At 70.3% G+C, this 22,340-nt stretch carries 11 protein-coding genes; 8 read left to right on the forward strand and 3 right to left on the reverse strand.

The annotated features are described in order from the left end of the window. The first annotated feature begins 86 nt into the window (after positions 1-86). The 6 genes from QNI11_RS06650 to QNI11_RS06675 all read left to right on the forward strand — a co-directional run bounded on the left by QNI11_RS06650 (position 87) and on the right by QNI11_RS06675 (position 10,955). The gene (locus QNI11_RS06650; protein ID WP_283982812.1) at positions 87-1,601 is read left to right on the forward strand and encodes an acyl--CoA ligase; all 1,515 of its coding nucleotides are present in this window, start codon (positions 87-89) and stop codon (positions 1,599-1,601) included. Between the two features lie 84 nt (positions 1,602-1,685). After that, positions 1,686-2,660 (forward strand): 2-dehydropantoate 2-reductase, encoded by a 975-nt coding sequence (locus tag QNI11_RS06655; RefSeq protein ID WP_283982813.1) that lies wholly within the window; start codon positions 1,686-1,688, stop codon positions 2,658-2,660. 133 nt (positions 2,661-2,793) lie between these two features. Beyond that, positions 2,794-3,768, forward strand: a complete 975-nt coding sequence (locus QNI11_RS06660; RefSeq protein WP_283982814.1) for a D-glycerate dehydrogenase — start codon at positions 2,794-2,796, stop codon at positions 3,766-3,768. Between the two features lie 472 nt (positions 3,769-4,240). Next, complete coding sequence (locus QNI11_RS06665; protein ID WP_283982815.1) at positions 4,241-7,663, forward strand: DUF2126 domain-containing protein; 3,423 nt, start codon at positions 4,241-4,243, stop codon at positions 7,661-7,663. 3 nt (positions 7,664-7,666) lie between these two features. Continuing rightward, a complete protein-coding gene (locus tag QNI11_RS06670) occupies positions 7,667-10,063 on the forward strand; it encodes a circularly permuted type 2 ATP-grasp protein (RefSeq protein WP_283982816.1) in 2,397 nt (798 codons plus the stop codon). A 7-nt stretch (positions 10,064-10,070) separates the two neighbouring features. Then, positions 10,071-10,955 (forward strand): transglutaminase family protein, encoded by an 885-nt coding sequence (locus QNI11_RS06675; RefSeq protein WP_100927269.1) that lies wholly within the window; start codon positions 10,071-10,073, stop codon positions 10,953-10,955. Positions 10,956-11,136: 181 nt separating this feature from the next. Here the strand turns inward: QNI11_RS06675 and QNI11_RS06680 are convergent, their stop codons facing one another. Then, positions 11,137-12,648, reverse strand: coding sequence for a malonyl-CoA synthase (locus QNI11_RS06680; RefSeq protein WP_283982817.1), 1,512 nt, complete (start codon positions 12,646-12,648; stop codon positions 11,137-11,139). A gap of 492 nt (positions 12,649-13,140) precedes the next feature. After that, positions 13,141-14,322 carry a PLP-dependent aminotransferase family protein gene (locus QNI11_RS06685; protein WP_283982818.1) on the reverse strand — a complete coding sequence of 394 codons (1,182 nt, stop codon included), beginning with the start codon at positions 14,320-14,322 and terminating at the stop codon, positions 13,141-13,143. 278 nt (positions 14,323-14,600) lie between these two features. Here QNI11_RS06685 and QNI11_RS06690 point away from each other — a divergent pair, with 278 nt between their 5' ends. Both QNI11_RS06690 and QNI11_RS06695 read left to right on the forward strand, forming a co-directional pair. Then, entirely contained in the window at positions 14,601-16,415 is a 1,815-nt protein-coding gene (locus tag QNI11_RS06690) for an autotransporter assembly complex family protein (protein WP_283982819.1), read from the forward strand. Further along, positions 16,415-21,481 (forward strand): translocation/assembly module TamB domain-containing protein, encoded by a 5,067-nt coding sequence (locus QNI11_RS06695; protein WP_283982820.1) that lies wholly within the window; start codon positions 16,415-16,417, stop codon positions 21,479-21,481. Before QNI11_RS06690 ends, QNI11_RS06695 begins: the two co-directional genes overlap by 1 nt. A gap of 214 nt (positions 21,482-21,695) precedes the next feature. Here the strand turns inward: QNI11_RS06695 and maiA are convergent, their stop codons facing one another. Then, positions 21,696-22,337 carry a maleylacetoacetate isomerase gene (gene maiA, locus QNI11_RS06700; protein ID WP_283982821.1) on the reverse strand — a complete coding sequence of 214 codons (642 nt, stop codon included), beginning with the start codon at positions 22,335-22,337 and terminating at the stop codon, positions 21,696-21,698. Positions 22,338-22,340: the final 3 nt, after the last annotated feature.

Genomic DNA, 22,340 nt, shown 5'->3' on the forward strand with positions numbered 1-22,340 from the left:
CGATGGGGCCTGTTCTTGCGGGCGTGATCCGCTAGAACGGGGGCAAGGGCCGGAACCGGCCGGGGAACTTGGAAGGGGAGGATGGCATGACGACCATCAACGCGCTCTTGGCGAAACATCCGGGCGAGGCGCCGGCGATCGGCGGGCCGGGCCGGGACTGGCTGGATTACGACGGCCTCCGGGCGCTGACGGAGCGGGTGCGCGAGGACCTGCGCGCCGCCGGTGTCGGGCCGTCCGACCGGGTGGCCATCGTGCTGCCGAACGGGGCGGCGATGGCCACGGCCTTTGTCACCGTGGCGCAGGCGGCCTGCACCGCGCCGCTGAACCCGGCCTACCGCGAGGACGAGTTCGCCTTCTATCTCGAGGACCTGAAGGCCAGGGCGATCATCCTCGAGGCGGGTTATGACGGGCCGGCGCTGGCGGCGGCGCGGCGCTTCGGTCTGACGGTGCTGCGGCTGGCGGAGGACCCCTCGGTGGCGGGGGTCTTTGCGCTGACGGCGGAGGGCGAGGTCACGCCGGCGGAGGGTGACATGCCCGGCGCGGAGGACGTGGCGCTGATCCTGCACACCTCCGGCACCACCTCGCGCCCGAAGATCGTGCCGCTCTTGCAGTCGAACGTGGCGGCCTCGGCCGGTCACATCGCGGCCTCGCTGTCGCTGGAGCCGGGCGACCGCTGCCTGAACGTGATGCCGCTGTTCCACATCCACGGGCTGGTGGCGGCGGTCTCGGCCTCGCTGGCGGCGGGGGCGTCGATCTTCTGCACCGGCGGCTTCAACGCGCTGAACTTCTTCGCGATGATGAAGGAGGCGCGGCCCACCTGGTACACCGCCGTGCCGACCATGCACCAGGCGATCCTGTCGCGCGCCGGGCGCAACGCGGATGTGATCGCGGAGGTGCCGCTGCGCTTCCTGCGGTCGTCTTCGGCCTCGCTTCCGGCGCAGGTCATGACGGCGCTGGCGGAGACCTTCGGCGCGCCGGTGGTGGAGGCCTACGGCATGACCGAGGCCGCGCACCAGATGTGCTGCAACCCGCTGTCGCGGCAGAAGCCCGGCGCGGTGGGGATCGCGGCGGGGCCGCAGGTGGCCATCGCCGACGAGGCGGAGGACCGGCTGACCGGGGGCACCGGCGAGGTCGTGATCTCCGGCCCGAACGTGACGCCGGGCTACGAGGGCAACCCGGAGGCCAACGCGAAGTCGTTCTTCGAAGCGGAGGGCCGGCGCTGGTTCCGCACCGGCGACCAGGGTGCCTTCGACGCCGACGGCTACCTGTTCCTGACGGGGCGGCTGAAGGAGATCATCAACCGCGGCGGCGAGAAGGTGTCGCCGCTGGAGGTGGACGGGGTGCTGATGGACCACCCGTCGGTGGCGCAATGCGTGGCCTTCGCCTGCCCGCACCCGAAGCTGGGCGAGGAGGTTGCGGCGGCGGTGGTCCTGCGCGAGGGCATGTCGGCGGACGAGGCGGAGATCCGCGCCTTTGCCACGGAGCGGATGGCGGCCTTCAAGGTGCCGGCGCGGGTGGTGATCCTCGACGAGATCCCCAAGGGCGCGACGGGCAAGATGCAGCGCATCGGCATGGCGGAGAAGCTGGGGCTGGTGTCCTGACCGGCACGCCCGCGGCGGGTGTCGCGGGTGAGTATTTGGAAAGCAGAGAAGCAGGGGCGTCGGGCGCGGGCCGGACGGGGTGACATGCGGATATGTATCTTTGGCGCGGGGGCCATCGGCGGCTACATGGGCGCGAAGCTGGCGCAGGCCGGGGCCGAGGTCTCGCTGGTGGCGCGCGGCCCGCACCTGGCGGCGATGCAGGCGGACGGGCTGCGGCTGATCGAGGAGGGGACGGAGACGGTGGTGCCGGTGCGCGCCTCTTCGGATGCGGCGGAGCTGGGCGAGCAGGACTACGTGATCGTGACGCTGAAGGCGCATTCGGTGCCCGGCGTGGTGGACGCGATGTCGCCGCTGATCGGCGCGGGGACCTGCGTGGTTTCGGGAGTGAACGGCGTGCCGTGGTGGTATTTCCACAAGCACGGCGGGGACCTGGAGGGCACGCGGCTCGAGACCGTCGATCCCGGCGGCCGGCAGTGGGACGGTTTCGGCCCCGACCGGGTGCTGGGCTGCGTGGTTTACCCTGCGGCGGAGGTGATCCGGCCGGGCGTGGTCAGGCACGTGGAGGGCAACCGGTTCTCGCTGGGCGAGCCTGACGGCAGCAAGTCGGAGCGTGCGCTGGCCCTGTCGAAGGCGCTGACCGCGGCGGGGCTGAAGGCGCCGGTGCGGCCGAGGCTGAGGGACGAGATCTGGGTGAAGCTCTGGGGCAACCTGTCGTTCAACCCGATCTCGGCGCTGACCCACGCGACGCTCGACGTGCTGTGCACCGATCCGGGCACGCGCGCTGTGGCGAAGGCGATGATGCTGGAGGCGCAGGAGATCGCCGAGAAGCTGGGCGTGAAGTTCCCCATCGACGTGGAGCGGCGGATCGACGGCGGTGCGGCGGTGGGCGCGCACCGGACCTCCATGCTGCAGGACCTCGACGCCGGGCGCCCGATGGAGATCGACGCTCTGGTGGCCTCGGTCCAGGAGCTGGGCCGGCTGACGGGGGTGGCGACGCCGGCGATCGACACGGTGCTGGCGCTGGTGGCGCTGCGCGGCAGGGTGGCGGGGCTTTACTGAGGCCGCGCCGAAAGACTGGGTTTACGGCGCGCCGGCATCGGGGTTTGTCTGGAGCAGGGCGGCGCTGCGGGGCGCCTGCGGGCAAGATGGCCGGGCAGGACCCATGCGCGGCCGAGACAGGAGGGAGAGCGCGATGTCGCGACCGAAGGTTCTGGTAAGCCGCCGCTGGCCGGAGGCGGTGGAGGCCGCGCTGGCGGAGCGCTACGACGTGACGTTCAACACGGAGGACAGGCCGCTCGACACCGCGGCCTTCCGGGAGGCGCTGGCGACGCACGACGCGATCCTGCCCACGGTGACGGATGCCATGGGCCGCGCGGTCTTCGACGGGATCGAGGCGCCGCGCTGCAGGGTGCTGGCGAATTACGGCGTGGGCTTCTCGCACATCGACACGGAGGCTGCGGCACGGCTCGGCATTGTGGTGACGAACACCCCGGACGTGCTGAGCGACTGCACGTCGGACATCGCCATGACGCTTCTGCTGATGGCGGCGCGCCGGGCGGGCGAGGGCGAACGCGAGGTCCGTGCCGGGGCGTGGACCGGCTGGCGGCCCACCCACCTCGTGGGGACGAAGGTGACCGGCAAGACGCTGGGCATCGTGGGCTTCGGGCGGATCGGGCAGGAGATGGCGCGCCGGGCGCATCATGGTTTCGGCATGCGGATCCTCGTCCAGAACCGTTCTGCCGTGGCGCCGGAGGTGCTGGGGGCCTGCAACGCGCGGCAGGTCGAGAGCCTGGAGGCACTGATGCCCGAATGCGACTTCGTCTCGCTGCACTGCCCGGGCGGGGCTGCGAACCGGCACCTCGTCAATGCCGCGCGGCTGGCGCTGATGAAGCCCGGCGCCTTCCTGATCAACACCGCGCGCGGCGAGGTGGTCGACGAGGCGGCGCTTGCCGAGGCGGTCGGCGCGGGGCGGCTTGGCGGTGCGGGGCTCGACGTCTTCGACGGCGAACCGGCGGTCGATGCGCGGCTCCTCGACTGTCCGAACATCGTCGTTCTGCCGCACCTCGGCAGCGCCACCCGGGAAACGCGGGAGGCCATGGGTTTCCGCGCCCTCGAGAACCTCGCCGCTGCGCTGTATGGCAGGGCGCCGCCCGACCGCGTCGCCTGAAACCGGCTGCCCGCGCCCCGTGGCTGTTTCTGCCGCAAGGGGCCCGCCTTCGCCCGGCCGCAGGCATGGCGGCACCGTCGTCACAGGTATTTGGACCAAGATGAAGGTGTAAGCGCGGCGCCTGTCCTTCATCTTGGTCCAAATACCTCGGGGAGTCGCGCCGCAGGCGCGGCGGGGCAGCGCCCCCCTTCGCGCGTAGCGCGACAGGCGCTGTGGCAAGCTCTGTGCGATCCGGTCGGAGGAGCGGAGGCTTGGTCCGAGGCGGCGCGGGCGCAGCCCGCGCGGGTCGGCGCGCGTCAGCGCGGCGAAACCCTTATCGGGACGGGACGGGTGCGGCGGGCGGGTCTGCGTGTTTCGATGGCAGGGTGTCGCGGGAATGCCCGGATTTGTGGCGCAGCAAAGCGGGCTTGCTTTACATCGGAGCGCCTGGCGGGTCATCTGTCGGGCAGGACATCACCCTGGAAGGCACCTCATGGCGATCACCGCAAGCATCCGGCATCTCACACATTACAAGTACGACCGGCCGGTCACCCTGTCGCCGCAGATCGTGCGCCTGAGGCCGGCGCCGCACAGCCGGACCCGCGTGATCTCGCATTCTCTGAAGGTCGGGCCGGAGGGGCATTTCGTCAATCACCAGCAGGACATCTACGGCAACTGGATGGCCCGCTTCGTGTTTCCGGAGCCGGTGACGGAGTTCTCGATCGAGGTGGACCTCGTTGCGGACATGACGGTCTACAACCCGTTCGACTTCTTCCTCGAAGAGGGCGCGCGGGAGTGGCCTTTCGACTACCCGGCGGAGATCGCGGGCGACCTGGCGCAGTACCTCAAGGCGGTCGACCTGACGCCGAAGGTGAAGGCCTGGGTCGACAGCGTCCCGCGCGAGAAGACCGGCACGGTGGATTTCCTCGTGGCGCTCAACGCGCGGCTCGAGCAGGAGATCGACTACCTGATCCGCATGGAGCCGGGCGTGCAGACGCCGGAAGAGACGCTGGAGAAGGGCTCCGGCTCCTGCCGCGACACCTCGTGGCTGCTGATCAACATCCTGCGGCGCTTCGGCTTTGCCGCGCGCTTCGTCTCGGGCTACCTGATCCAGCTGAAGCCCGACCTCAAGGCGCTGGACGGGCCGTCGGGCACGGACCACGACTTCACCGACCTGCACGCCTGGTGCGAGGTCTACCTGCCGGGCGCGGGCTGGATCGGGCTTGACCCGACCTCGGGCCTGCTGACCGGCGAGAGCCACATCCCGCTGGCCGCGACGCCGCATTATTCCAACGCAGCCCCCATCGTCGGCGGGTTCACCGGCGATCCGGACACGCAGACCGCCTTCAACTTCGAGATGGAGGTGCACCGCGTCGCGGAACATCCGCGCATCACCAAGCCGTTCAGCGAGGAGAGCTGGCAGGCGCTCGACAAGCTGGGGCGCGAGGTCGACGCGGTGATGGAGGCCGAGGACATGCGGCTGACCATGGGCGGGGAGCCGACCTTCGTCAGCATCGACGATTTCGAGAGCGCGGAGTGGAACACCGCCGCCGTGGGCCCGACGAAGCGGATGCGGGCCGACCTGCTGATCCGCCGCCTGCGGCAGCGTTTCGCGCCGGGCGGCTTCCTGCATTACGGGCAGGGCAAGTGGTATCCGGGCGAGACCCTGCCGCGCTGGACCTTCAGCCTGTTCTGGCGCCGCGACGGGGAGCCGATCTGGAAGAACCCCGACCTCGTCGCGCCGGAAACGCAGTCGGGCGCGACAAACGCCGATTCCGAGAAGTTCATGGAGACCTTCGCGGAGACCTTGGGGATCGAGCCGGAGTTCGTCCGGCCGGCCTACGAGGACCCCGCCGAATGGGTGCTGAAGGAGGCGGGGCTGCCGATCAACGTCACGCCCGAGGATCCGAAGCTGAAGGACCCGGAGGCGCGCGCCCGGATCGCGCGGGTCTTCAACCGCGGTCTGACGGAGCCTGCCGGTCACGTGTTGCCGATCCAGCGCTGGCAGGGGAAGGCGGCGAAGTCGTCCTGGGTGTCGGAGCATTGGAAGACGCGGCGCGGGCATCTCTACCTGATCCCCGGCGACAGCCCCGTGGGCTTCCGCCTGCCGCTGGGCACGCTGCCCTATATCCCGGCCTCCGACTATCCCTATACCTACAGCGCCGATCCGAGCGTGCCGGTCGCGGCGCTGCCGAACTTCCACGCGGAACTTGAGCGCCGCCGGAAGGCGATCCTCGAGGAGCTGGAGCGCATCGCCGCCGAGGAGGCGGACGTGCTGCCCGATGTCACGCAGGAGCGCAGCCAGCCGGTGTCGGGGGTCAAGCCCGAGGAGGGCGGGCGGCAGGCGCGGCAGAACCCGATGAGCATGGACGGCGTCGACCCGGCGCTGGGATACGTGCGCACCGCCATCGCGGTGGAGCCGCGCGACGGGCGGCTGTGCCTGTTCATGCCGCCGGTGGGCACGCTTGAGGATTACCTCGAACTGCTTGCTGCGGCCGAGACGACCGCCGCAGAGCTGGGGCTGCCGATCCACATCGAGGGCTACGCCCCGCCGTCCGACAGCCGGTTGAACGTGATCCGCGTGGCGCCCGATCCGGGCGTGATCGAGGTGAACATCCACCCCGCGCAGAACTGGCAGGACTGCGTCGACATCACCACCGGCGTCTACGAGGAGGCGCGGCAGTCGCGGCTGGGCGCCGACAAGTTCATGATCGACGGCAAGCACGTCGGCACCGGGGGCGGCAACCACGTGGTCGTCGGCGGCGCCACGACCCACGATTCGCCCTTCCTGCGGCGCCCGGACCTGCTGCGGTCTCTGATCCTCTACTGGCAGAGGCACCCGGCGCTTTCCTACCTGTTCTCGGGGCTGTTCATCGGGCCGACCAGCCAGGCGCCGCGGATCGACGAGGCGCGGCACGACACGCTTTACGAGCTGGAGATCGCGCTGGCGCAGATCCCCGATCCGGGCGAGGACTATCCGCAGCCCCAGCCTTGGCTGGTGGACCGGCTGCTCAGGAACATGCTGATCGACGTGACCGGCAACACCCACCGGGCGGAGCTGTGCATCGACAAGATGTTCTCTCCGGACGGGCCGACCGGGCGGCTGGGTCTTCTGGAGTTCCGCGGCTTCGAGATGCCGCCGGACCCGCGCATGAGCCTTGCCCAGCAGTTTCTGATCCGGGCGATCCTCGCGCGGCTCTGGAAGAACCCGATCAAGGGCCGGCCGGTGCGCTGGGGCACGCAGCTGCATGACCGGTTCATGCTGCCGCATTTCGTCTGGGCCGATTTCCTCGACGTGCTGGGCGACCTGCGCGACAACGGGTTCGACCTGCGGCCGGAGTGGTTCGAGGCGCAACGCGAGTTCCGCTTCCCCTACGCGGGCGACGTGACCTACCAGGGCGTGAACCTCGAGGTCCGGCAGGCGCTGGAGCCCTGGCACGTGCTGGGCGAGCGTGGCGCCATCGGCGGGACGGTGCGCTATACCGACAGCTCGGTGGAGCGGATGCAGGTGCAGCTGACCTCGCTGAACCCCGACCGCTACACGGTGACCTGCAACCGCCGTGCCGTGCCGCTGACCGCGACGGAGACGAGCGGCGTGAAGGTGGGCGGCGTGCGCTTCAAGGCGTGGCAGCCGGCGGAGGCGCTGCATCCGGTGCTGCCGGTCGATGCGCCGCTGGTCTTCGACGTCTTCGACACGTGGTCGGGGCGGTCCATCGGCGGCTGCACCTATCACGTGGCGCATCCGGGCGGGCGCAACTACGACACCTTCCCGGTCAACACCAACGAGGCCGATGCCCGCCGCCTTGCGCGGTTCGAGAAGTTCGGCCACACGGCCGGCGCCTTCTGGCCCGCAAGCGAGGTCCCGCACCCGGAGTTCCCGATGACGCTGGACCTGCGCCGCTCGCCGGGGGTGTGATCCATGGCGGAAGGGAGGGCCGCCAAGTCACGCCTCAAGGCGATCGAAGGCTATCGGCCGCCCGAAGGGGTGGCCGACGAGCTTCTGCGCGCCGACGGCACGGTGCGCCCGGTCTGGAAGCCGATGATCGAGTTCCTCGCCAGGACCTCGCCCGAGGATCTGGCGGCGGATTTCGCGCGCGGCGACCAGTACCTGAAGGACGCGGGCGTCTATTACCGGCAGTACACCGACAGCGATTCCACCATGCGCGACTGGCCGCTGTCGCACATCCCGGTGATGATCGCGGAATCCGAATGGGCCGACCTGGCCGAGGGGCTGATCCAGCGCGCCGACCTGCTTGAGGCGCTGATGGCGGACCTTTACGGGCCGGGCGACCTGGTGAAGAAGGGGCTGCTGCCGCCGCAGCTGGTGGCCGACAACCCGGAGTGGCTGCGCCCGCTGGTGGGCGTGCAGCCGCGTTCGGGGCATTACCTGCACATGATCGCCTTCGAGATCGGGCGGTCGCCGGACGGCAGCTGGCTGGTGCTGGGCGACCGGACGCAGGCGCCCTCGGGGTCGGGCTTTGCGCTGGAAAACCGCATGGCCACGACGCGGACCTTCACCGATTTCTTCCCGGAGGCCAACGTGCACCGGCTGGCGGGGTTCTTCCGCTCGTTCCGCGACAGCCTGACCGGGCTGAAGGGGCCGGGCGGCGGGCAGGTGGCGATCCTGACGCCGGGCCAGCACACCGACACCTATTTCGAACATGCCTATATCGCGCGCTACCTGGGCCTGCTGCTGCTGGAATGCGCCGACCTGACGGTGACGCCGGACGGGCTGATGGTGCGCACGATCAACGGGCTCGAGCCTGTGTCGGTGCTGTGGCGCAGGCTGGACGCGCGCTTTGCCGACCCTCTGGAGCTGGACGAACGTTCGGCCATCGGGACGCCGGGGATGGTGTCCGCCCTGCGCGCGGGCACGGTGTCGATGCTGAACGCGCTGGGGTCGGGTGTGCTGGAGGCGCGGGCGCTGATGGCCTTCCTGCCGCGGATCTGCGAGCAGGTGACCGGCGCGCCGCTGAAGCTGCCCAACATCGCGACATGGTGGTGCGGCCAGCGGCGCGAGCTGGCGCATGTGCGCGAGAACCTCGAACGGATGATGATCGCGCCCGCCATGTCCACCGACCTGCCGTTCGAGATGGACGGCTCGACGGCGCTGGGGGGGCGGTTCCGCTCCACCGCGCAGATGGCGGTCCGCGACTGGCTGGAGGCGAACGGCGCCGACCTCGTGGGGCAGGAGGCGGTGACGCTGTCCACGACGCCCGCGATGATCGACGGCAAGCTTCTGCCGCGCCCGATGGTGATCCGCGCCTTCGCCGTGCGCACCCCGCAGGGCTGGGAGGTGATGCCCGGCGGCTATGCCCGCATCGGCCGGACGGAGGACCCCACGGCGCTGGCGATGCAGTCCGGCGGATCGGTCGCGGACGTCTGGGTGGTGGCCAGGAAGCCGGTGAAACCCGACAGCCTGACCCACACCGGCGGCGCGCCCTTCGTGCGCTATCGCTCCGCCCGGCTGCCGGCGCGGGCCGCCGACAACCTCTTCTGGCTGGGCCGCTACGTCGAACGGGCCGAGTTCGCCATGCGCACGCTGCGCGCCGTGCGGCTGAGGCGCGACGACAGCGGTCTGGGGCACAGCCCGCTGTTCGACATCTTCGACGACATGCTGAGCGGCCTCGGCATGGACGACGACCAGGTGATCCCGCAGGGGCTGCTGCGCCTTTTCGAAAGCGCGCTGACCTGCGCGGGCAAGGTGCGCGACCGGTTCTCCGACGACGGCTGGTACGCGCTGAACGAGGTGACGGCGCTGGCCCGCACGCTGTCGGGCGAAGAGGCGGAGGACGTGGACATGGCCCGCCCCATGAGCCAGCTCCTGCGCAAGAACGCGGGCTTTGCGGGGCTTGTGAACGACAACATGTTCCGCGCCTCCGGCTGGCGCTTCATGACCATGGGGCGCTGCGTCGAACGCGGCATCCAGACCGCGCGGCTGCTGGCCGCCTTCGCCGACGAGGAGGCGCCGCCCGGCGGGCTCGACGCGGCGATCGAGATCGGCGACAGCGTCATGACCCACCGCCGCCGCTACTCCGTGGTGGCACAGCGCGAGACGGTGGTGGACATGCTGGCCCTCGACCCGGACAACCCGCGCTCCATCTTCTCTCAGGTGGAGATCCTGAGGGCCGAACAGGCGCGCCTGCCGCAGCCCTACGAGGGCACGCAGATGGGCGACACGGCGCGCGCGCTCCTGCGGCTCGAGACCGACCTTGCCGTCGCCACGCCGGAGACCGTGACCACCGCGGACCTGCTCGGGGTGGCGGAGCGGCTGATGGCGGTGTCGGATGCGCTTGGCGCGCGCTACATGAACTGAGGGGCAGATGCCTGTTCAATACGACATCACGCTGGCGATCCGCTACCTGTACGAGAGCCCGGCCACCGCGGCGCGGACGCTGCTCAGGATGCTGCCGCTGACCAACGCGCGCCAGCGGCTGATGGCGGGGCATGTCTCGGCCGATCCCGAACCGCAGCTGCGCAGCGACGAGCGCGACTTCTTCGGCAACGCGCTGACGGCGATGACCTTCGAGGAGGCGCTCGAGGACGTCTCCTTCCGCTTCCAGGGGCGGATGATGTGCCACCGGCCGGAGGCGCTGATGGACCTCTCGCCGCCGCTGGGCCTCCTGAAGGAGGACGTGGCAGCGGAACACGCGCTGGGACCGGAAAGCCCGCACCACTTCACCGGCGCCTCCGAACGGGTGCGCCCGGTCAGGGACATCACCGCCTTCGCGCGCGACGTGACGAACCCGGCGCAGACCGCGCTGGAGGCGGTGACCGCGCTCAGCACGGCGCTGCACGAGGCCTTCGCCTTCGACCCGGAGGCGACCGACGTGGCCACCGATCCCGCCGAGGCCTTCCGCCAGAGACGCGGCGTCTGCCAGGACTTCAGCCACGTGATGATCGCGGGGCTGAGGTCGGTGGGCGTGCCTGCGGGCTACGTCTCGGGGTTCCTCAGAACCACGCCGCCCGAAGGCCAGCCCCGCCTCGAAGGGGCCGATGCGATGCACGCCTGGGTGCGCGCATGGTGCGGGCGCGAAACGGGGTGGGTGGAGATCGACCCGACAAACGACCTGCGCGTGGCGCAGGACCACGTGGCGGTGGCGGTCGGGCGCGACTACGCCGACGTGGCGCCGGTCAAGGGCTCGCTGCGCAGCGCCGGGCCGCACACGACGGAGCACAGCGTCGACATGGTTCCGACCGACGAATAGGCCCGGCACGGCACCCCATACGGGCCGCCGTCCCCGGAACCGCCGGACCGCTCCCGACCTTCATCTTGGCGAAAATACCTCGGGGGAGCCGCCTCGGGCGGCGGGGGCAGCGCCCCCACCGCGCGGGCCTTGCCCGCGCGCGGATCGGCGCGCGTCAGCGCGGCGAAACCGGCAACCCCGCTCAGGCGAAGAGGCCGGCGTAGGCCTCGCGCAGCACGTTCTTCTGGACCTTGCCCATGGTGTTGCGGGGCAGGGCGTCCACGACGATCAGGCGGCGGGGATGCTTGAAGCGGGCGAGCTTCCCGGCCACGTCGGCGGCGATCGCGTCGAGGTCGGGGGTGGCGCCCGTCTCTGCCACCAGCAGGCCCACCGGGGTCTCGCCGAAATCCGGGTGGGGCACACCGATCACCGCGCTTTCCAGCACGCCGGGCTGGTCGTCCAGCACCAGCTCGATCTCCTTGGGGTAGATGTTGAACCCGCCGGAGATGACGAGGTCCTTGTTGCGCCCGACGATCACCACGTAGCCCTCCGCGTCGATCATCCCGAGGTCGCCGGTGATGAAGAAGCCGTCCTCGCGCAGCTCGGCGGCGGTCTTCTCGGGCATCTGCCAGTAGCCCTTGAAGACATTGGGGCCGCGCACCTCGATCACGCCGATCTCGCCCTGCGGCAGGTCGGCGCCGGTCTCGGGGTCGCAGACCTTGAGCTCCACCCCCGGCAGCGGGAAGCCCACGGTGCCGGCGCGGCGTTCGCCGTCGTAGGGGTTTGAGGTGTTCATGTTGGTCTCGGTCATGCCGTAGCGTTCGAGGATGCGGTGGCCGGTGCGTTCCTCGAAACGGACATGGGTTTCGGCCAGCAGCGGCGCGGAGCCGGAGACGAAGAGCCGCATGCCCGCGGCCAGGTCGCGGGTGAAGCGCGGCTCGTCCAGCAGGCGGGTGTAGAAGGTCGGCACACCCATCAGCGCGGTCGCTTCGGGCATGCGGTCCAGCACGGTGGCGGCGTCGAACTTCGGCATGAAGATCATCGCGCCGCCCGCGACGAGCGAGACGTTGGTGGCCACGAAAAGCCCGTGGGTGTGGAAGATCGGCAGCGCATGGATCAGCACGTCGTCCGCCGTGAAGCGCCATTCGGTGGCGAGGACGGCGGCGTTCGACAGCAGGTTGTCCTGTGTCAGCATCGCGCCCTTCGACCGCCCGGTGGTGCCGGAGGTGTATAGGAAGGCGGCGAGGTCGTCCTTCGTGCGGTCCACCGTCACGAAGGTGTCGGGCTGGCCCGCGGCAGAGGTCGTCAGCGTGCCCGTGCCGTCGGCGTCCATCGTCTCGACGCGCGCGCCGAGGCGGTCGGCGATGGGCTCCAGCACCGGGACGGAGGCACTGTCGCAGACCACGACCTTCGCGCCGCTGTTCTCGATGAAATAGCTCAGCTCGTCTGCGGTGTAGGCGGTGTTGAGCGGCAGGAAGATCACCCCGGCCTGCACGCAGGCGGCGTAGAGGGCGAGGGCCTCGGCGCTCTTCTCGACCTGCATGGCCAGCCGGTCCCCGGGTTCGAGGCCGAGCGAGGTCAGCACATGGGCGATGCGCGCGGCGTTGCGGACAAAGCTCGCATGGGTCAGCGTCGTCCCGTCGAGCATGTGCAGGAAGGGCGTGTCCTTGCCTTCGTGCTTGCCGAAAAGGGCGTCGTAGAGCGGGTTGGCCATCGCATCACCTGTCCTGAATTCGCGGTCCGGGGTGTTCTGGCGGAGCCGGTCGCGGATGTCGAGAGGGCGGGGGTGATGGAAGACGGAGCGTCGCTCATCGCCCGCCGGGGATCGTGCAGGATGGACCTGTGGCGCGGCGTTTGATGCACGAAAACGGGCGTTCAGAGGTGGACCGCGAGGGATCAGGCTCGCGGCGTGGGGCGGGGGCGCGCCGGGATCGTGCCCGAAGGGCCGATGGAGGGGCGCTTTCTGCATGGAAAGGGGCGTTTGGCGTGGGGTCGGAGGCTTTTCCGGCTCGCGTGAGGCCGGGGCACGCGCATGTCCTGCACGGCGGGCCGCTGGCCGGGCGTCTGCCGCACGGAAAGGGGCGTTTGCGGTTGGATCGGAGCGATCGGTGAGGGACGCGGAGGGTAGCGGGCAATGACCGAAGACCGACGCGTGAGCGCGGTGGTGCCGGGAGAGGCCGGACCTCTCCCGTAACGTGCGGGCCGGTCAGGCGGCGTCGCGGAGGACGGCGCGGGTGGTGCGGGCGAGGCGGCGGATGCCTTCCTCCAGCTTCTCCGGAGGGTTCAGCGTGAAGTTCAGCCGCATCCCGCCGTGGTCGCGGTGCGCCGGGTCGAAAACGCTGGAAGGGGAGATGCACACGCCTTCCGCCAGCCCTGCGCGCATCAGCGCGTCGGTGTTCAGACGGCTGTCGCGGGCGCGGGCCCAGACGAACATGCCGCCCTCAGGCTTTTCCCAGGTGAACCAGTCGGAGAGGTGTGTCTCCATCGCGGCGCAGAGCGCATCCCGGCGCGCCCGGTACATCGACAGGATGTGCGGGCGGATCGCCTCCGGCACGCCGCGTTCGAAGGCCAGCGCGGTGACCATCTGGCAGAGCCCGGAGGAGAACATGTCGGTGCCCTGCTTGGCGGCAGAGAGCGCCTCGATCATCGCGGGGTCGGCGATGGCCCAGCCGATGCGCAGGCCGGGGGCCAGCTCCTTCGACACGGTGCCGAGGTAGATCACCGGGCTGCCGGGGCCGGCCATCTCCAGCATGGTGGGCAGGGGGGCGCCGTCGTAGTAGAGCGCGCCGTAGGGATCGTCCTCGACCAGCCATGTGCCGGTCTGGCGGGCGGCGTCGATCAGGGCGCGGCGCCGGTCCGTGCCGACGAGCCGCCCGGACGGATTGGAGAAGTTCGGCACGGTGTAGGCGAACTGCGCGCCGGTCATGGCGGCTGTCGGGTCGAAGCCCGCATCCTCCAGCACCATGGGCCGGTAGTCGGGCATCCGCGCGCGCCATGTGTCGAGCGCGCCGAGGTAGGCAGGCGTCTGCACGGCGATGGTCTGGCCGGGCATCACCAGCGCCAGCCCGAGGGCGGCCAGCGCCTGTGTGCCGCCGGTGGTCACCAGCACGTTGTCACGGGTGAGCGGCAGCGCCTCGGTGGAGAAGCGCGCGGCGATGGCGTCGCGCAGCCGGGGCTGTCCGGGCACCGGGCCGTAGGCCAGCGATTCCGCCGGGAAGTCCCGCACCGCTTCTTTAGCCAGGTCGGCCAGCGCCTCCACCGGCCAGGCGGAGGGATCGGGCAGCCCGCCCGCCAGGTTGATCAGGCCGGGGATCTGGCCCGCGGCGAGGAAGGTGGAGGTGACATCGTTCGTCTGGCTGAGCCAGTCGGCGAAGGGCGGGTGGGACATGGCGCGTCTCCGGTCGGATGGATGGGGCGCGGGGCAGGGACCGGGTCCGCCCACGTGCCGGGACTGGCCGTCCTTAACACGGAAAAGTTGCCCGGGCGTAGCCCCGGATTGGAAGTTTCCGCAGGGGCAACTCTTGTGGGTACCGACATAAGTGGCGGTCTGCACGCGCCCAGGCCACAAAATCTGTGCCTTTTTTCGCCTAATTTCGGATTAGGCCCTGTCTACTGAACAAAGATGATTTAGTGTTTCCGCCAATGAGACACGGGAAAGGAACGTGCATGGGGCTCCGGGGGTGGCGGCGTGCAGGCAAGGCCTGTGGTGTGATGGTTCTGGCCATGTGCCCGGGTATCGCGCCCGCGCTCGACAGCATCAATTTCCAGTACGTCGGCGACGTGTCGGAGGAACTGCGGGACATCCTGCGGGCCGTTTCGACCTTGTCGGAGATCGAGTCGCGGGAAGAACAGCCGCCGCAGGACGTCATGGCCGCGGCGCAGGGCGACTACACCCGGCTGGTCGAGGCGCTTTATGCGCAGGGCTACTACGGGCCGAACGTGCGCATCCGCATCGACGGGCGCGAGGCGGCGACCATTCCGCCGTTCGAGACGCCGGACCGGATTTCGCATATCGACGTGATCGTGGAGCCGGGCAAGCGGTTCGTCTTCGGCGACGCGGTCGTGGCGCCGGTGGCACCGGGCACGCCCGAGACCGAGCAGTTCGACAGCGGCGAGCGGGCGCGGGCCAGCGCCGTGCGCAACCGCACGCAGGACGTGATCACCGGCTGGCGGCAGGTGGGCAACGCCACGGCGCGGGTACAGGACCAGTCGATCACCGCGCGCCACGAGGCCGGTATCCTCGACGTGATCGTGCGCATCGACCCGGGCCGTCAGTACCGCTTCGGCGAGGTGATCGTGACCTCCGACAGCGCGGTCAAGGACGCGCGCATCCGGCAGATCGCGGGCATCCCGCGCGGCGGGGTCTTCGATCCCGACGAGGTGGACAAGGGCGCGGAGCGGCTGCGCACCGTCGGCACCTTCCGGTCGGTCACGCTGGAAGAGCGGCCCGGGCCGGGCAACGAACTGGACATCCTGATCGACGTCACCGACCGCAAGCCGCGGCGCTTCGGCTTCGGCGCGGAGCTGTCCTCGAACGAGGGGCTGAAGCTGACCTCCTTCTGGCTGCACCGCAACATCTTCGGCGGGGCGGAGCGGTTCCGCATCGACGGCGAGGTGCGGCAGCTTGCCGGGCAGGACGTGAAGCCGGATTACGAGATTTCCGCCCGGTTCGAGAAACCGGCGGTCTACGGGCCGGACACGCTGTTCTTTGCCACCGCCTCGGTCAGCTACGAGGAAGAGCCGGATTACATCTCGCGGCAGGCGGGCTTTGGCATCGGTGTCAGCCAGGAGTTCAGCGACACGCTGACCGGCGAGATCGGCCTGACCCTGTCGCGGTCGGAGATCACCGACCTCTACCTGCCGGGCGAACCGGAGCGGACGCTGGACGTGCTGGCGCTGCCGGTCTCGCTGACGTGGGACAAGCGCGACGATCAGCTTGACGCGCGCAACGGATTTTTCCTGCGCTCGGCGGTGGAGCCGTTCACCATCCTGTCGGGCGACGACGCGGGCGCGAAGTACGATTTCGACGCGCGGTACTACAAGGCCTTCATGGAGGACGACGCGGTGGTTGCCGCGGCGCGCCTGCAACTGGGCGGCCTGTTCGGGCCGGAGGCGGCGGATGCGCCGCCGGATTACCTGTACTACTCGGGCGGCGGCGGCACCGTGCGCGGCCAGCCCTTCGAGTCGCTCAATGCGCTCTATTCCGATGGCACGCGCCTTGGCGGGCGCAGCTTCGTCGGCCTGTCGGGCGAGGTGCGGGTCGACGTGACCGGCAAGCTGGGCATCGTGGCCTTTGCCGACGCGGGCTACATCGGCCCCGAAAGCTTTTACGACGGCAGCGGCGACTGGCACTCCGGTGCCGGGATCGGTGCGCGTTACAAGACGCCGGTCGGCCCGATCCGCTTCGACATCGCAGGGCCGGTGTCGGGCGATACGGGCGACGGCGTGCAACTCTATATCGGGATCGGGCAGGCCTTCTGATGCGGCTTCTCCTACTTTGCCTCTGCCTGCTGTGGCCCTTTGCGGTCGTGGCGCAGGACGAGAACAGCGACCGCGGCTATATCCAGGGGCTTCTGGAAGACGCGCTGTCGAACGACAACATGACGGTGCGGCTGGAAGGGTTTCGCGGGGCGCTGTCGTCGCGCGCCACGGTCGACCGGATCACCATCGCCGATCCGCAGGGCGTCTGGCTGGAGGCGGCGAACGTCGCGCTCCAGTGGAACCGCAGCGACCTGTTGCGCGGCCGGGTCGAGATCCAGGAGATCTCGATGGAGACGCTGTCGCTGCCGCGGCTGCCCAGTGCCCCGTCCGAGACGCCGGCGCCCGAGGCGCGCAGCGCCTTCGCGCTGCCCGACCTGCCGGTGGCGCTGATCCTCGAACAATTGCAGGTCGACACGGTCGAGCTGGGCGAGGCGGTGATCGGCGAGGCGGCGCAGCTGCGCGTGACCGGCTCTGCCTCCCTCCAGGGCGGCGAGGGGCAGGCGGAACTGAACATCGAGCGGCTGGACCGAGGCGGGCAGATCGCGCTGACCGGCAGCTATTCGAACGGCACGCGGGTGCTGGGGCTGGACCTGTCGGTGCGGGAGCCCGAGGGCGGTCTTGCGGTGTCGCTGCTGGGCGTGCCGGGGGAGCCGTCGCTGGCGCTGACCCTTCAGGGCAATGCGCCGATCGACGATTTCGAGGCGGAGCTGACGCTGGCGACGGACGGCACCGAACGGCTGGCCGGGACGGTGATCCTGCGCGCCGACGGCAACGAGGACACGCGCCGCTTCCGGATGGACGTGGCGGGCGACGTGGCCTCCCTGGTGGCGCCGCAGTACCGCGAGTTCCTGGGCGACAACGTCTCGATGACGGCGGAGGTGCTGCAGCAGGCGGACGGCGCCACGGAGCTGAGCGAGCTGGAACTGAGCGCGGAGGCGCTGCGGCTGACCGGCTATGCCCGGATCGGGGCGGACGGCTGGCCGGAGCGGCTGGACCTTCAGGGCGGGATCACCCCGCCGCAGGGCGAGCGCGTGGTGCTGCCGATCCCGGGGGCGGAGACCAGCGTGGCGGGTGTCACGCTCGAGGCCGCGTTCAACGCCGAGGAAGGCAACGGCTGGAGTCTTCAGACCGTGGTCGAGGGTTTCGACCGCGAGGGGCTGGGCACCATCGACCGGCTGGCCCTGTCGGGCAACGGCGAGATTGCGCGCGACGAGACGCGGGTCACGGGGACCGTGCGGCTTGGCGTGTCGGACCTCGGGCTGGACGATCCGGCGCTGGCGCAGGCGGTGGGCCCGGCGCTGAACGGCACGCTCGATTTCGGCTGGCAGCCGAGTTCGCCGCTGCTGATCACCGATCTCGACCTGTCGGGCGCCGACTACGGGCTGGACGGCGAGGTGTCGGTGAGCGCGCTGGACGCGCTGAACCCGGTGATCTCGCCGGATGTGCGGCTGAGGGCCGACAACCTGTCGCGCTTTGGCGCACTGGCGGGTCTCGACCTCGACGGTTCCGCCGAGGTGCGGATCAGCGGGGCGGTGCTGCCGTCCTCGGGCGGGTTCGACATCGCGCTGAACGGCACGACGCGCAACCTTGCCACCGGCATCGCGCAGGCCGACCCGCTGCTCGCGGGCAGCGGATCGATCCGGGTGGAGGCGCGGCGCGACGAGACCGGGCTGTTTGCCGACGTGCTGCGCATCGCCACGGCGGCGGCGCAGATCAACGGCACGGCGCAACTGGCCAGCGGCACCGGGCAGGCGGACCTCGACATCGTTCTGAACGACACGGCGCTGCTGCTGCCGGGGGTCGATGGCCAGTCGGACATCGCCGTGACGGCGGTGCAGGGGCCACAGGGCTGGGACATCGACCTGAAAGGCACGATCCCGGACGTGGCAGAGGTGCAGTTCGACGGCACGGTCGATCCGGAGGCGCAGAACGGTCCGTCGATCATCGGCGCGCTCGAGGCGCAGGTGTCGCGGCTCTCGCCCTTCTCCGAGCTTGCGGGGCGCGACCTGTCGGGCGCGGCCAACCTGTCGGTGAACGGACAGGGCGTGGTCGGCGCGCAGACTTTCGAGGCGACGGTCGAGGCGCGGACGACCAACGTGTCGGTGTCCATCGACGCGGTGGATGCGCTGCTGGACGGCGTGTCGGACCTGTCCTTCACCGCGCGGCGCGGCATCGACAAGCGGTTCGAGCTGCAGGACCTGAAGTACGACGGGCTGGGCACGATCCGGCTGGACGGGACAGTGACGGGGTCTTCGCTGGAGGATGCGGAGGTCGACGGCAAGTTGCTGGTCGACGTGCCGAACCTCGCGCCGCTGAGCGGTGTCGCCGGGCGGCAGATGTCGGGCAGCGTGCTGGCCAACGTCGATGCGACGGGGCAGGTGATGCAGGGCCCGCTGACCCTGCGCGGCAATGCCCGGACGCAGGACGTGGTGACTGGCCTCGACCGCTTCGATCCGCTGCTGACCGGGCGGTCGGACCTGCAGTTCGATGCGCGGCGGAATGCGGAAGGGCTCTATACCCTGAGCGCGTTCACCTATCGCGGCATCGGGACGATCACGCTGGACGGAACGGTGACGGGCACCTCGCTGGAGGATGCCGCCATCGACGGCCGTGTGCAGGCGGACCTGCCGCGGCTGGCACCTTTGTCCGGTTTGGCCGGGCGGGAAATGTCGGGTGCGGTGATCGCCGATGTCACCGCCTCGGGCACGATCATGTCCGGGCCGCTGGAGGTTTCGGGCACGGCATCGACGCGGGACGTGGTGCTGTCGCTGCCCTCCGTCGATCCGCTGCTGGCGGGGTCCTCCTCGCTGCGCTTCGCGGCAGAGCGGGACGCGGAGGGACGCTATACCCTGAGCGACCTGAACCATGACGGCGTCGGCACGGTCACGCTGGACGGCACTGTGTCCGGTTCATCGCTCGACGATGCGGCCATCGACGGGCGCGTGCAGGCGGACCTGCCGCGGCTGGCGCCGCTGTCGGGCCTTGCGGGACGGCAGCTGTCGGGCGCGGTGGTGGCCGATGTGCGGGCCAGCGGCACCCTGATGTCGGGACCGCTCGACCTGTCGGCGGACGTGCAGGCGCGCGACGTGGCGCTGTCGATCCCGGCGGTCGATCCCCTGCTGCGCGGCACCACGACGCTGAACGTCACCGCCTCGCGCGATGCGTCGGACGTCATCACCGTGTCGTCGCTGTCGCTGGACGGCGCGGCGAACCTGCGCTTCTCCGGAACCGTGGCGGGGCTGATGGACGACGGGCAGCTTCGGGTCGACGGGCGGGCGCAGGGCAGCATGCCCAACCTTTCCGCGCTGGCCGGGCTGACCGGGCAGGCGCTGCGCGGGTCGGTCACCTTCGACACCGATATCGCGCTGGTGCAGCCGGACGGGCCGGTGGACGTGACCGGCACGGTGACGGCGCAGGGCCTCGGCATCGGCAACCCGACGCTGGACCCCTTCCTTGCGGGCACCACGCGGGCCGACATCGACATCCAGCGCACCGCGGGCGGCGCGCTCAGGATCGAGCGGCTGGTGGTCGACGGCTCTTCCATCGACGGCTCGGTCAGCGGGTCGCTGTCGGGGCAGGCGGCGGACCTGAGGCTCGACGTTTCGGTTGCCGGTCTGGAGCGGCTGGTGCCGGAGCTTCCGGGCACCGGGACCGTCTCGGGCACGGTGCGGCATTCCGGCGGACCCTGGCAGGTGGACCTGAACGGCACCGGGCCGGGCGGGGTTGGCGCGCGGGTCAGCGGCACGGCGGCGCAGGATTTCTCGACCGTCAACCTGAACCTGAACGGCACGGCGCCCCTGGGGCTGGCCAATGCGCGGCTGGCGCCGCAGTCGATCACCGGCGTCCTCAATTTCGAGGTGGCGGTGAACGGGCGGCCCTCGCTTGCGGCGATCAGCGGGCGCGTGTCGACCACCGGCGCGCGGTTGGCGGTGCCCTCGCTCGACATCTCGCTCGACGGGATCGCGGGTGGCGTGGGGCTGAACGGCGGTCGGGCGGAGCTTGACCTGACGGGCAACATCTCGACCGGCGGGCAGGTGCGGATCACCGGGCCGATCACGCTGTCGGCGCCGTACAACGCGCAGCTCGTCGCAACGCTGGTCGATGCCGGGCTGCGCCGCGCGGACGTGTTCGAGACCACGGCGGACGGGCGGATCACCGTCGACGGGCCGCTGACCGGCGGTGCCCGGATCGCGGGCCGCATCGACCTTGGACAGGTCGAGGTGCGCATCCCCAACATCGGGCCGAGCTACCAGGCGCTGGACGGGCTGAAGCACGTCAACATGCCCTCGGACGTGGCGCTGACTCTGAAGTTCGCGGGGCTTGGGCCGAAGGTGCAGGCGGCGCAGGGCGGGGACGGCGGCGCGCGCGCGGCCTATCCCATCGACCTGACGGTGAACGCGCCGAACCGCATCTTCGTGCGCGGGCGCGGGCTGGACGCGGAGCTGGGTGGCTCCCTGCGGCTGACGGGCACCACGGCGGACATCGTGCCGGTGGGGCAGTTCGACCTCGTGCGCGGTCGTCTGGACCTGCTGGGCCGCAGGCTGGACCTGACGGTCGGGGAGGTCGCGCTGCGCGGCAGTTTCGACCCCTACATCCGCTTCGCCGCGGTCAGCCGGGTCGAGGACACGGAGATCACCATCTCGATCGAGGGGCCGGCCACCTCGCCGGAGCTGACGGTGACCAGTTCGCCCGACCTGCCGCAGGACGAGGCGCTGGCCTTCTTCCTCTTCGGCCAGTCGGTCACGAACCTGTCGCCGTTGCAGGCGGTGCAGCTGGCCGCCGCGATCCGGACGCTGTCGGGGCAGGGCGGGCTTGGCCTGACCAACGAGCTGCGTAACGGCCTTGGTGTCGACAACCTCGACATCGGCACGTCGGAGGACGGCACCGCCGAGGCGCGGGTCGGCAAGTACATCTCGGAGAACATCTACACCGACGTGGTGGTTGGCAGCGACGGTACGAGCGAGATCAACCTGAACCTCAACGTCACGGATTCGGTGACGGTGCGGGGACGGGTCGGGTCCGACGGCACCAGCGGCCTGGGCGTGTACTTCGAGAAGGACTACTGACGCATAACCCCGGAGGGGGCCGTGTGAAGGACAGGGCCGGGGGCGGAAGCCTCCGGCCCTGTCCTTTGGGGCTTAAGGCTGCGGACCTGTGAAGCGGGACGCGAACGCCTTGCGCGTGGTCGGGCCGGTCGCTTGGCAGGGCCTTGCATGTGATGTGGCGCTGCGGTTGTGCCGGGACGGGGCCAGAGAGCCGGCCCTGTCGGCCGAGACGTGGCTACTCCGCGTCGGGCTGGTTCGGCGGGGCGGCGCGGGTGAAGGCGTCGATGCCGTCGAGCGTGGCGTAGATCCGGGCGATGTTCGGCCACTTGTCGGTGGCGATACCGAAGCGGCGGTTGTTCCAGACCTGCGCATAGAGGCAGATGTCCGGCAGGCCCGGCGTGTCGCCGATGCAGAAGGTGCCGGTCTCCGGCGAGGCGGCGAGGATGGTTTCCAGCGCCTCGAAGCTTTCGGTGACCCAGTGGGTGAACCACTCCTTCTGCGCTTCGGCGGAGGCGCCGTAGGAGCGGGCGATGTATTGCAGGACGCGCAGGTTGTTCAGCGGGTGGATCTCGCAGGCGACGGTATAGGCCAGCGCCCGCGCCTTGGCCCTGAGCACCGGATCGGCGGGCAGGAGCGGCGGCTCGGGGTGGACGTCGTCGAGGTACTCGATGATCGCCAGCGATTGGGACAGCAGCGTGCCGTCGTCCAGTTCCAGCACCGGCACCAGCCCGGCGGGGTTCTTGGCGAGGAATTCGGGCGTCCTGTGGGCGCCCTCCTTCAGGGGCAGCGCGACGTAATCGTAACCCAGCCCCTTGAGGTTCAGCGCCGCCCGCAGCCGGGTCGAGGTGGAGGAGCGGAAGTAGTTGTGCATGATCATGCC

Origin of the sequence: Sagittula sp. MA-2, assembly GCF_030126985.1 — a bacterium.
Taxonomy (GTDB): Bacteria; Pseudomonadota; Alphaproteobacteria; order Rhodobacterales; family Rhodobacteraceae; genus Sagittula.